Origin of the sequence: Falsibacillus pallidus, from assembly GCF_050990905.1 — a bacterium.
Classification (GTDB): domain Bacteria; phylum Bacillota; class Bacilli; order Bacillales; family DSM-25281; genus Falsibacillus; species Falsibacillus pallidus_A.
The window spans coordinates 1,544,862-1,558,093 of sequence record NZ_CP158866.1 but is presented as its reverse complement, the minus strand read 5'-3'; the positions used below and the strand labels follow the sequence as shown (position 1 = coordinate 1,558,093).

At 42.2% G+C, this 13,232-nt stretch carries 10 protein-coding genes; all 10 read right to left on the bottom strand.

Going from position 1 to position 13,232, the window contains the following annotated elements; all coding sequences use genetic code 11:
* Window positions 1-2: 2 nt before the first annotated feature.
* Window positions 3-320 (bottom strand): YlxQ family RNA-binding protein, encoded by a 318-nt coding sequence (locus ABTV07_RS08250; RefSeq protein WP_433751155.1) that lies wholly within the window; start codon window positions 318-320, stop codon window positions 3-5.
* A 10-nt stretch (window positions 321-330) separates the two neighbouring features.
* A complete protein-coding gene (gene rnpM / locus ABTV07_RS08245; RefSeq protein ID WP_433749843.1) occupies window positions 331-603 on the bottom strand; it encodes an RNase P modulator RnpM in 273 nt (90 codons plus the stop codon).
* 28 nt (window positions 604-631) lie between these two features.
* Window positions 632-1,756, bottom strand: a complete 1,125-nt coding sequence (nusA, locus tag ABTV07_RS08240) for a transcription termination factor NusA (RefSeq protein ID WP_433749840.1) — start codon at window positions 1,754-1,756, stop codon at window positions 632-634.
* A gap of 37 nt (window positions 1,757-1,793) precedes the next feature.
* A complete protein-coding gene (gene rimP, locus ABTV07_RS08235; protein WP_433749837.1) occupies window positions 1,794-2,261 on the bottom strand; it encodes a ribosome maturation factor RimP in 468 nt (155 codons plus the stop codon).
* A gap of 454 nt (window positions 2,262-2,715) precedes the next feature.
* A complete protein-coding gene (locus ABTV07_RS08230) occupies window positions 2,716-7,032 on the bottom strand; it encodes a PolC-type DNA polymerase III (protein ID WP_433749834.1) in 4,317 nt (1,438 codons plus the stop codon).
* 143 nt (window positions 7,033-7,175) lie between these two features.
* The gene (locus ABTV07_RS08225) at window positions 7,176-8,870 is read right to left on the bottom strand and encodes a proline--tRNA ligase (RefSeq protein WP_433749831.1); all 1,695 of its coding nucleotides are present in this window, start codon (window positions 8,868-8,870) and stop codon (window positions 7,176-7,178) included.
* A 38-nt stretch (window positions 8,871-8,908) separates the two neighbouring features.
* Entirely contained in the window at window positions 8,909-10,171 is a 1,263-nt protein-coding gene (gene rseP / locus ABTV07_RS08220) for an RIP metalloprotease RseP (protein ID WP_433749829.1), read from the bottom strand.
* A gap of 127 nt (window positions 10,172-10,298) precedes the next feature.
* A complete protein-coding gene (locus tag ABTV07_RS08215; RefSeq protein ID WP_433749826.1) occupies window positions 10,299-11,447 on the bottom strand; it encodes a 1-deoxy-D-xylulose-5-phosphate reductoisomerase in 1,149 nt (382 codons plus the stop codon).
* Between the two features lie 28 nt (window positions 11,448-11,475).
* A complete protein-coding gene (locus ABTV07_RS08210; protein ID WP_433749823.1) occupies window positions 11,476-12,270 on the bottom strand; it encodes a phosphatidate cytidylyltransferase in 795 nt (264 codons plus the stop codon).
* 3 nt (window positions 12,271-12,273) lie between these two features.
* Entirely contained in the window at window positions 12,274-13,065 is a 792-nt protein-coding gene (locus tag ABTV07_RS08205) for an isoprenyl transferase (RefSeq protein ID WP_433749820.1), read from the bottom strand.
* Window positions 13,066-13,232 lie beyond the last annotated feature (167 nt).

The following is a 13,232-nucleotide window of genomic DNA, read 5'->3' as shown; positions in this document are numbered from 1 at the left end:
GTTCACCCCCATTGAGATTCATCGAGCAATAATGCAAGCTTTTTTGCAAAGCCTTCATCTAATAGAGCCACTACAACCCGAGCATCCTTGCCAATCGCTTGACCAAGGATTTCCCTGTTTTCGACCCTTTTTACGGGGACCTTGTAGTAATGGCACTTATCAAGTATTTTCTTCGAAGTATTATGCGATGCATCCTTCGAAAGCAACACAAGCTTTGCTCGACCGTTTTTAACATCTTTGACTACAAGCTCTTCGCCTGAAATCGTTTTTCTAGCCCTGTTGGCAAGTCCTAATAATGACATCCATTGTTTTTGATTCATCATTATATAATCAATTGCCTTTATCTATTAATTGAAGAAGTTCTTCGTAGATCGAATCTTCAATTTTACAACCTAGATGGTTTGCTAGTGTATTTTTCTTTTTTGCCAGCAATACTGCTTCTTTATTTAGTGAGAGATACGCACCCCTGCCTGATTTCTTGCCGGATGGATCGATGGAAACTTCGCCCTCTTTAGAACGAACGATCCTGATCATATCCTTTTTCGGCTTCATTTCACCAGTGGCAACACATTTTCTCATAGGTATCTTCTTTTGAGATGCCATTTTCATTCACCTCTTACCCTATTGCCTATTATTCATAATCCTCATCGGAAAAGTCATAAGCGTCTTCATCAATATTTTCTTCAATTGCCGGTGCATTTTCCCTAGGGTAGATGCCTAACTCCCTCGCATCCGTTTCACTCTTGATATCAATCTTCCACCCAGTCAGCTTGGCTGCTAAACGAGCATTTTGACCCCTTTTACCGATCGCAAGTGATAACTGATAATCCGGAACCACAACTGTTGTAGCCTTTCCTTCTTCATCCACTTGTACATCCAATACTTTAGACGGGCTCAATGCATTTGCAACAAACACTACTGGATCTTCAGACCACTCAACGATATCAATCTTTTCGCCTTTTAGTTCGTTGACGATTGCCTGGACGCGTGATCCTTTAGGTCCTACACATGCCCCTACTGCATCAACTTCCGAGTTCGAAGCAAAAACAGAAATCTTGGAGCGGTCCCCTGCTTCACGTGCAACAGACTTGATTTCTACTGTTCCATCATAAATTTCCGGAACTTCGATTTCAAATAATCGCTTCAGAAGACCTGGATGTGTACGGGATACGAAAATCTGCGGCCCTTTTGTGGTCTTCTCCACTTTCGTGATGAACACCTTCACCCTGTCATGCGGTTTATAAGATTCATTTGGCATCTGTTCGCTTGGAGGAAGCAGCGCCTCAATTTTACCAAGGCTTACATAAATAAAACGTGGATCCTGACGCTGCACGATCCCTGTCATGATATCTTCTTCACGGTCTACATACTCGGAATAAATGATGCCCCGTTCAGCTTCACGGACTCTCTGAGTCACCACCTGCTTCGCTGTCTGTGCGGCAATGCGTCCAAAGTCCTTTGGCGTAACTTCGATTTCCACTACATCTCCCACTTCATATGAAGGGTTGATGGAGCCTGCTTCTTCAAGGGAAATTTCGAGGCGGGAATCAAATACTTCATCTACAACTTCTTTTCTGGCGAAGACCCTCATAGTCCCTGAACCCAGATTTAAGTCAATGCGCACATTTTGTGCCTGATTAAAATTGCGTCGATAAGCAGAAATAAGCGCTGCTTCAATAGCTTCGATTAATACATCTCTCGAAATTCCTTTTTCTTTTTCGAGAATATTGAGAGCATCCAACAATTCTGTGCTCATGTCATTCATCCCCCTTCAATTAACAAAACGATACTTATTAAAAAGAGACGGCCAAACGTGCCTTTGCCACTTTATCCATTGGCAAAACAACAGTCCTGGTCCTAGTCTTGATTCTGATTTCCATCGTTAAAGTATCGCCATTATATTCACGCAGCGTTCCTTCGAAGGTTTTTTCCCCGTCAATCGGTTCATATGTCTTTACATTAATATACTTCCCGATGGCTTTTTCAAAATCCTTCTCTTTTTTCAAAGGACGCTCTGCTCCCGGTGAAGAAACTTCAAGGAAGTAATTGTGAGGTATTGGGTCAAGTGCATCCAGTTTTTCGCTTAGACGTTCACTGACAATTCCACAATCCTCAATATCAATTCCATTGTCCTTATCAATAAATACGCGAAGGAACCAGTTTTTCCCTTCTTTTACATACTCGACTTCAACTAATTCGAGCTGCATTTCATCTAGAATAGGTGTAACGAGCTCCTCGATCATGTCCGTTACTTTACTCATAAATACCTCCTGGTCGACTCGCAAATTCACTCAAAAATCCCTATAACAACACGAAAGAGCGGGTGCGACCCCACTCTTTGACTTGAGTTATCATTAGTATTTCCAATAAAAATATACCATAATCAGCAGTTTATTGCAAATAAGCAAAGCGGAAGCGCCTTGCTCAGCCCCGACCAGCATAAGACGGAACTCGAAGGAAATCCTGATTTCCGTAGAGGTACGGCTTATGACTCGAGGGGCTAGGCGCTGCAGCTGGATCAAGTAAAGCGGAGACGGCTTGTCCAGAGGCGCAGAGGTTGGACTGAAGTGCTGCGAGATAAAGGAAACACGATAAGCGGAGCGAATCGATGTTGACTTATCGTAAGCGCGCTGAAGGAAACCTCCCAGCCTCTAGCCGTCGGAGCTGGATCAAGCAAAGCGAAAGCGCCTTGCTCAGCCCCGACCAGCGCTTGCTTTAGAACAAGGACAATTGATTCTGCTCCGGCATGGATCCAAGGCAGCCATGGTTATCAAGGTATTCCATGATTGTCTTGGAAACTTTCCCTCGCTGCTGAAGATCTTCTTTAGATAAGAATTCCCCGTCTTTTCTTGCATTGACTATATTCAATGCTGCATTGGTCCCTAGTCCCGGTATCGCATTGAAAGGAGGAATGAGAGTATCTCCTTCGATGATGAATTCATCTGCACTCGATTTATATAAATCCACCCTTTGGAATTTGAATCCCCTCTCGCACATTTCGAGCGACAATTCGAGCACAGTCAACAAGTTTTTCTCCTTTGTCGACATGTCGAGGCCCTTTGCATTGATTTCATCGATTTTTGCCCTGATGGATTGAGAACCCTTAACCATGGCATCTACATCGAAGTCCTCTGCCCTTACTGTAAAATATGCAGCATAGTAGAGGAGAGGCAGATGGACTTTAAAGTACGCAATCCTGACTGCCATTAAAACATAGGCGGCAGCATGGGCTTTCGGGAACATATACTTGATTTTCTTACATGAGTCGATATACCATTCCGGCACTTCCTTATCCCGCATCTCTGCTTCCATTTCGTCTGTCAGGCCCTTCCCTTTACGGACAGATTCCATGATTTTGAAAGCGAAGGCAGGGTCCAGTCCCTGATAAATAAGGTAGACCATGATATCATCACGGCATCCGATAACTTCACTTAGTGTACAGATGCTATTGTGGATCAATTCCTGTGCATTCCCGAGCCATACGTCCGTTCCGTGTGAAAGTCCGGATATCTGCACCAGCTCAGAGAATGTGGTTGGCTTCGTATCTTCGAGCATCTGCCTTACAAAGCGGGTACCGAATTCAGGAATGCCGAGTGTTCCAGTCTTACACATGATCTGTTCTTCTGTGACGCCGAGCGACTCAGTGCCGCTAAAGATTTTCATCACTTCAGGATCATCTGTCGGAATGGTCTTTGGATCAATCCCGCTTAAATCCTGCAGCATACGAATCATGGTCGGATCATCGTGCCCTAGAATATCCAGCTTGAGCAGGTTGTCATGGATAGAGTGGAAGTCAAAGTGTGTTGTTTTCCACCCGGATTTGCTGTCGTCTGCAGGATATTGGATTGGAGAAAAATCAAAGATATCCATATAATCCGGTACAACAATGATTCCGCCGGGATGCTGTCCAGTCGTTCGTTTTACGCCTGTACACCCTTGGGCAAGACGCTCGATTTCAGCCCCGCGAAGCGTGAGATTGTTGTCTTGGGAATAGCCTTTTACATATCCAAATGCCGTCTTATCTGCAACCGTACCAATTGTTCCTGCACGGTAGACATTGTCCTCTCCAAAAAGGACTTTCGTGTAATTATGGGCATTCGGCTGATATTCCCCTGAAAAGTTCAAATCGATATCAGGCACTTTATCCCCCTTAAAGCCAAGGAATGTTTCAAATGGAATATCATGTCCATCTTTTTTATAGGTTGCACCGCAGTTTGGACATGTTTTATCAGGCAAATCGAATCCTGAACCGACAGAACCGTCGTTAAAGAATTCAGAGTGCTTGCATTTGGAGCAGACATAGTGCGGCGGCAATGGATTCACTTCAGTAATTTCGGTCATAGTTGCTACAAATGATGAACCGACAGATCCACGTGATCCTACAAGATATCCATCATCCAACGATTTTTTAACCAGCTTATGTGAAATAAGATAGATGACGGCAAATCCGTGGCCGATGATACTTTTTAATTCTTTTTCAAGGCGTGCCTCTACGATTTCAGGAAGTTCTTCTCCATATATCCTTCTTGCCATGCCATAGCTCATACTGCGCATCTCTTCATCTGCACCCTCGATTTTAGGAGTGAACAAATCATCTTTGATGACTTTGATGGAATCAATCATATCCGCAATTTTGTTGGAGTTTTCAACAACAATTTCTTTAGCCTTGTCATTTCCTAAAAATGAGAAAGCTTCGAGCATTTCATTCGTTGTCCTAAAATGGACATCCGGCAATTCATGCCTGTTGAGCGGATTGGCCCCACCTTGGGAATTAACCAGGATTTTCCTGTAAATTTTATCATTTGGATTTAGATAATGAACATTGCCTGTTGCAACGACAGGAATGCTCAATTCATCTCCTAGTTTGACTATATTCCCAATGATTTCTTCCAATGATTTTTCATCCTGTATCAGTTCCATTTCAATCAGAGGTTTATAAATGTCTTTTGGCATGACTTCAAGATAATCGTAGAATGATGCAATTTCCTTTACCTCTTCAGGGGCCTTCTGCATCATCCCTTCAAATACTTCACCTTTATCACAGCCTGAACCGACCAAGATTCCGTCCCGATGTTTTTGAAGCAGCGATCTTGGGATTCGCGGGACGCGGAAGAAATAATTTAAATGTGAAATAGATACAAGCTTGAAAAGATTTTTTAAACCTTCCTCAGACTGAGCAAGAAGGGTGCAATGAGATGGTCTGGCACGTTTGAATGCATCGCCTTTTCCCATATAGTCATTAAACTGATCATGATACTCTATCCCTTTTTCAGAAGCGTCTTTCAACATTTTCAGCAACAGGTATCCTGTCGCTTCAGCATCATAGATGGCTCTATGGTGCTGAGTCAATTCAACATCGAATTTCTTTGCCAATGTATTTAATCGATGGTTTTTAAATTCCGGGTAAAGGAATCTGGCAAGCTCCAGAGTATCAATTACTGGATTGACAGCCTTACCAATCCCGATTTTCTTATAGACAACATTCAAGAAGCCCATGTCAAATGACGCGTTATGAGCTACCAAAATCGAATCTCCTGCCCATTTGTGGAATTCTTCTACAACGACTTCCGGGTCAGGTGCATTTTCTACAAGATCATCTGTTATCCCCGTTAAATTGATTGTGGTGGCAGAAAGCTTGTGATGCGGATTGGCAAAGCGCTCGAACTTGTCCACTATTTCCCCATCATGGATTTTTACAGCTGCAAGCTCGATGATTGTATTATAAACAGCTGAAAGACCTGTTGTTTCAACGTCAAATACTACATAAGTATCCTCAGCAAGAAGTCGCTTCGCTTCGTTATAGACAATCGGCACACCATCATCAATCAGATTTGCTTCGAGACCATACAGAACTTTAATATCATGTTTTTTGCTCGCATTGTATGCCTCTGGAAAAGATTGCACTCCCGCATGATCTGTGATGGCGATTGCTTTATGCCCCCATTTTTTCGCTTGGCTGACTAAATCGCCGACAGAAGACACCGCATCCATCTGGCTCATCGGTGTATGAAGGTGAAGCTCAACACGCTTCTCATCCTCTGGGGAAGTATCCTTTCGGGTTATAGGTTTAATTTCATTGACATCATTCGCAATCATCACCAGGTCGCGGACAAAGGTATCATTTTGTATGCTTCCACGCACCCGCGCCCACATTCCTTTTTTCACCCGGCTGAACATAGCTGCATCTTCTTTGTCCCGTGAGAACATTTTGACGAGCATCGAACTTGTATAATCTGTGATTTTAAAAGTGAGGAGTGTTCTCCCGCTGCGAAGTTCTTTTGTTTCCGCATCGAATATATAGCCTTCGATGGCGATCCTGCGCTCTTCATCATGTATATCAACAAGATTCCTGAAATCCGAGTCTTCTTTTATCATCAATCCGATTTGGAGAGGCCCCGAATCCTGGGCTGCATCATTTTCAGAGTCGCGTTTTTGCATGTCAATGACAGCCTGTTTAGCCCGTTCTTCATCTTCTTTCTTCTTCTGTTCCAAAAATTGCTGATACTCTTCCGAAGGTCCTTCTGTCTTGATTTCCGCATCTAAAACAAGCTTTGGGAAACCGAAGTTTTGATAGATGGAAGATATCCACTCCCCATATTTTCTTTTCAAGGTTATTCCTTCAAGTTCATTTCCAGCTTTTATAATGATTTTATTGCCTTTAACCACTGGTTTTTGGCTATTCAATAGAGATAAAAGAGGGGGAGATATCCCATCAATTTCTTTTATGCAGTTTTGCCAATAATCCAAAATCAAGTTCTCTGAAAGGATCGGCTCCTCTGTTTCAATCGTAAAAGATACAGAAGCTATATGGGAAAATGTCCTCTCAAGCTGCTGAGAAAAAAGAGAAAAAAGCTCACATGGAATAATCGTTTTAAAACGGAAAGAAAAGTTCCATTTTTTTGCGGATCTATCAGCTGTCAGCTTTGCAATTTCCGCCCCTTCAAAATGAGGCATATATTTATCATCCGTCAATTTTAATTGATCCAATAATAATCGAAAGCGTTCGCGCTTTTCGGATGGATTTCCATTCATTTATTCCCGCCCCCATCCTAGTTTATTTATTTTTTTATTTTATCATGTTCCGATATGGTGTAGTGCATTTTGAATCTTTTTCTAGAAAAAGAGATAAAGAAGATAAAAAGCGCCTTTTTTATAGGCGCTTTTTATCAGATATTTTAAGCAAGGATTGATTGGAGCTTTTCCAATAGTTCCTCCTTCGTGTACTCGAATACTTCCCCTGATTCCCTCAGCTTCACTTCGACAATTCCATCTGCTGCTTTTTTGCCCACGGTGATGCGGACAGGCAAACCGATCAAATCAGAATCAGCAAATTTAACGCCTGGGCGCTCCTGCCGGTCGTCTAGAAGAACCTCATAACGATGCTGAAGCAATGCATCATAAAGTTCAACTGCCAGATTCGTTTGTGCTTCATCCTTTACATTGACAGGGATCAAGTGAATATCATATGGTGTGATATTCTTCGGCCATACAAATCCTTTGTCATCATTGAACTGTTCAGCAACGGCCGCTAAAGTCCTTGAAACGCCGATTCCGTAGCAGCCCATGATCATAGGCTGGGAACGTCCGTTTTCATCAAGGTAGGCAGCATTCATCGCTTCGCTGTATCGGGTACCAAGCTTAAAGACATGTCCAACTTCAATTCCTTTAGCAAATTGAATGATTCCCTTGCCATCCGGTGAAGGGTCCCCCTCCTGGATGAAGCGAAGGTCAGCATATTCCGCGTTGAAATCACGGCCAGGATTTACATTGACAAAATGTACACCGTCTTCGTTTGCTCCGCAGACACCATTCACGATGAACTCTACAGCAGAATCAGCAAGGATTTTCATATCATTCAAGCCAATCGGACCTAGAGAACCAACCGGACAATTCATTTTCTCTTTTATTTCTTCCGGTGAAGCAAGCTCGACTGATACAGCTCCTAAAGCATTTTTCACTTTGATGTCATTTATTTCATGGTCTCCTCTTACAAGGACAGCCACGAATTCTTCATCTACTTTAAAAATCATTGTTTTGATGCACTCTTCAGGTTTCTTGTTCAAGAATCCTGATACTTGATCGATTGATTTTTGATCAGGAGTATCGACTTTTTTCAAGCTGTCTGGCGCATCGCTGCTTTTTTCATAATTTACAGCTACCGGAGCCATTTCGATATTTGCAGCGAAATCTGATTCAGTTGAATATGCAATCGTATCTTCCCCGATTTCAGAAAGCACCATGAACTCATGCGTGTCTTTTCCGCCCATCGCACCTGAATCTGCTATGACAGCACGATAATTCAAACCGCATCGTTCAAATATATTGGAATAAGCTTTGTACATTTTTTGATAAACTTCATCCAGGCTTTCCTGTGATGAATGGAATGAGTATGCATCTTTCATGATGAATTCCCTTCCACGAAGCAAACCAAATCGTGGACGTTTTTCATCACGGAATTTAGTTTGGATCTGGTAAAGCGTCAAAGGAAGCTTCTTATAAGATTTAACTTCATCTTTGATCAGACTTGTGATGACTTCTTCATGTGTAGCGCCAAGTGCAAATTCCCTGTCATGGCGATCTTTGAGCCTCATGAGTTCAGGACCGTAGGAATACCACCGGCCTGATTCCTGCCATAGTTCAGCCTGCTGCAGGGCCGGCATCAATACTTCCACTGCCCCCGCGGCCATCATTTCTTCACGTACGATTTGTTCAATATTTTGGAGTACTTTTTTTCCAAGCGGCAAAAAGCTGTAAATCCCGCTGGCATTTTGCCTGATGAACCCTGCTCTCAAAAGCAGCTGATGGCTTTTAACATCTGCATCTGCAGGAACTTCACGCATAGTTGGAATTAGTGTCATGCTTTGTTTCATACTGTGCACCTCAATCAATTATTTAAACTGTTTCTGAGTTATTGTAAAAAGAATCTTTGGATGTCATTCCATGTGACTATCAGCATCAATACCATAAGCAAGGCAAAGCCTATGAAATGGACGATCCCTTCCTTGTGGCGGTCAATCGGCTTCCCACGAAGAGCCTCGGCAGCAAAGAACATGAGTCTTCCCCCATCCAATGCCGGAATTGGAAGGAGATTCATGATTCCAAGATTTATGCTCAGGATGGCTCCCCATTTCATTAAATAGAAGATACCTGATTTAGCTACTGTTTCTGTTGAAACATAGATCCCTACAGGTCCTGACAAAGCATTAATTGAAAATTGGCCAGTAACCAATTTTCCAAGCATGTGGAAAATCTCAACCGTCCATCCATAAGTTTCTTTCGCACCATATGTTATGGATTTCAACGGCGATTTTTCGATGGGGCTCATGACTCCGATCAAACCGATTTTTTTACCGTCAGCCTCTGTCGCCTTTGGTGTCACGGGAATATCCAAGGTTTTCTTATTGCGTTCAACAGTGAACGTCACTTCAGTTCCCGGATGCTTCCTGACCACATCAACTACATCAGCCCAGCTGTTAATTTCAGATCCTTCAATACTAAGGACCTCATCTCCTGCTTTCAGGCCAGCTTTTTGAGCAGCACCATCAGGAGAAATATCGCCTAATACAGGGTCATTCACTGGAATCCCCTGCATAAGTGCGATTAAAACAAAAACGACAAATGCAAGGATGAAGTTCATCATAGGACCCGCAAAAATAGCCATCGCCCTCTGACCAAGCGTTTTTGATGCAAATTGGCGATCCCAAGGGGCAATCTGCGTCTCAACTTTATCCTCAACCATTACAGCCTTGCGCGACAATTTATAGGTCTTTAAGACTTCATCATCGTCGTCTTCATACCCTCTAATGATTAGTTCCTTTTCCAAGTCGGCATATTCCACTTCGATGACTAATAAGTCTGCATATTTATCGCGGTTATTCAAAATGATTTTTTCAATCAAGCCATCATCATTTTGAATAAGACCTACACGGTGTCCAGGCTTCAGTTCAACCATTTCAGGGTCCTCACCAGCCATCCTCACGAATCCTCCAATAGGTAAAAGGCGGATGGTATAGATGGTTTCACCTCTTTTTGCCGAAAACACTTTTGGTCCAAATCCAATTGCAAATTCACGGCAAAGAATCCCCGCTCTTTTAGCAAATACAAAGTGTCCAAGTTCATGGAAAAAGACTAATGCACCAAAAATGACGATAAAGGCTAATACTGTTTCCAATAATAAAACCACCTTTTAATAAAGTGACTCATAGAACATCCAATCATAGAAATTCTGATTTTGTTCATCCAAGTCCAATTGCATAGATGGGTATCTTACTACTTGTGTAAACTACTCCAGGCAAAGCTTAAGACAGAAGTTCATGAATGTAGCTTCTGGTCTCTTTATCAACTCCACGGATTGTCTCTAAATCAGGCTGATCGATTTTTTGATGCTTGTTCAGGGCCTTCTCAATGCAGTCTTCAATTTCCAGGAAGCTGATTTTTCCTTTTAGAAAAGCATCTACAGCTTCTTCATTGGCAGCATTTAAAACAGTTGGCGCGGTACCGCCCGCAATACCTGCCTGGTAAGCGAGTTTCAAGCAATAAAAACGGTCCATGTCCATTTTTTCAAAATGGAGTTTGCCAATCTCTGCAAGATTCAATCTGCTGGCATCCGAAAACGGCAGTCGATCCGGATAAGTCAAAGCGTATTGGATCGGTACACGCATATCTGGCGTGCCAAGCTGTGCAATGATGCTGCTGTCATGAAACTCTACCATTGAATGTATGATGCTCTCGCGATGCAGGAGCACATCAATTCGATCGTACGGCATTTGGAAAAGCCAGTGGGCTTCAATCACTTCAAGGCCTTTATTCATCATGGTCGCGGAATCGATCGTGATCTTTGCCCCCATTGACCAGTTGGGATGATTAAGTGCGTCAATGACTGTAACCCCTTTTAATTCATCCCGAGTACGATCGCGAAAGCTCCCTCCTGAAGCAGTCAAGATCAACTTTTCGATATTTTTTTCTTTTTCGCCTTGAAGAGCTTGAAAAATTGCTGAATGTTCACTGTCGACAGGCAGAAGCGGTACTCCATTTTCTTTAGCTGCATCCATGACAAGGTGTCCGGCAGTGACCAATGTTTCTTTATTGGCAATTGCAATGATTTTCTTTTCTTTGATTGCCTGCAAGGTTGGGAATAATCCAACGCTTCCCAGTACTGCATTCACCAAAATATCCGATTTGTGATATACCGCTGTTTCTACCAATCCATCTTCACCATAGTGAAAAGATATGGATGAGCTGAATTCACTCTGTAAGGCGAGGCAATCATCTTTATCACTTACAGATACTAGCTCTGGTTTAAACTCTTGAATGATTTTTCTCGTTAATTCCAAGTTTTTGCCGGCACTGAATGCTGCAAGTCTGTATTCTTCAGGATGTCTGCGAATCACATCAAGGGTTTGTGTTCCAATGGATCCCGTTGCTCCTAGAAGACTTATGTATTTCATATCTATCACTCCCCCGATGTCCTTTTGTTTATATCAAATGAATAAAATGCAGAATGGGAAGGACAAACAGGAGACTGTCGAATCTGTCCAATATCCCTCCATGCCCAGGTAGAATGTTGCCGGAATCCTTTACATCAAAGTGCCTTTTCAGCGCTGATTCTACAAGGTCGCCAATTTGTCCAAAAATAGAAAGGACAATACCGGCAATCAATAATTTCATCATCCCTGCAGGTATATCCGAGATTAAGAAAAAGAGCAGAGCCACTACAAGAGCACAAACCACTCCCCCTACAAAACCCTCAACGGTTTTATTCGGACTGATTTCTGGCCACAGCTTTCTTTTCCCCATTGCCTTGCCAATAAAATATGCTCCGGAATCTGTTGCCCATATAATGAATAAAGCATAGAACAGATATGTCAATCCACTGTCCGCACTGCGCGTTTCATTCATATAGAAGAAACCTATTCCCACATACAGAATGGATAGAATCGAGTAGGATGCATCCTCAAAAGAGAATCTATTCTTTGACGCCACAGTATATGTAAGCATCAATAAAATTCCTATCATCATAAATTCGATTTTCGAATAGTGGAATTGTTGAATTATATTATTATATTGGGTCGGGACCAAAAAAATCCATAAAAGGACAATGGAGATCAAGCCTGGGATAGAAAAGATGGATTGTTTCTTCATCCTCAATGCTTCATATAGTCCAACTGTCGCCAGTAAATACGTCAGAAGCAAAAAAGGAATGCCTCCGTAAAAAATGATAGGGAGAACAATTGCAATCCCTATAACTGCTGTAATAATCCTTTGCTTCATACACTATGACTCCTCACTATTAATGCCACCGTATCTTCTGGAACGATTTTGGAATACTTCCACCGCCTGGATGAGATGCTCTTCATCAAAATCTGGCCAGAGGACATCCGTAAACCAAAATTCCGAGTAAGCCAGCTGCCACAGCATAAAATTGCTTAATCGAATTTCACCGCTGGTTCTTATCAACAAATCAGGATCCTCTAAATCGGAGGTCATTAAATATTGTGCAAAACTAGATTCATTAATATCATTAGGATCCATTATACCACTTTTTACATCTATTAAGACATCGCGCACAGCCTCAATGATTTCAGCCCTGCTGCCATAATTCAAAGCAAAATTCAATACAAGGCCTGTATTATGCTTGGTGGCCTCCATCGCTTTTTCAATAGCTGCGAGTGTATGTTTGGGCAAATGCTCCTTATGCCCCACCATTGTAACCCTAACGTTTTCTTCGATCAGTTCAGGCAGGAACGTGCCAAGGAATTCTTCTGGCAGTTTCATTAAGAATTCCACTTCCAGTTTTGGCCTTTTCCAATTCTCTGTAGAGAATGCATAAAGGGTAAGCGCGCCAACGCCTAAATGATTGGCCAATCTTGTGATCTTCCTGACGACCTTCATTCCTTCGTGGTGTCCTGCTACACGCGGAAGGGAACGTTTTTTTGCCCATCTCCCGTTTCCATCCATGATGATGGCGATATGCTTGGGCATCTTTTGTCTTTTTACAGACTCTATTCGGGCATCAAGATTTTCATTCGTTTTCCCGTTCTTCCATAATTTCTTTATATTCAACATGAACAAGTCCCCCACTTGATTGAACTTATTGGCATTTAGATTGTTTTATTAGCAACTTCTATCATACCAAAAATATAAAAAGATATCTTGTTTATCCATAAATATGTATAAAAAATAAGCGTCAATAATAGTGAAGGGTACATCTTAAAGTACCAGATCCAAAAATA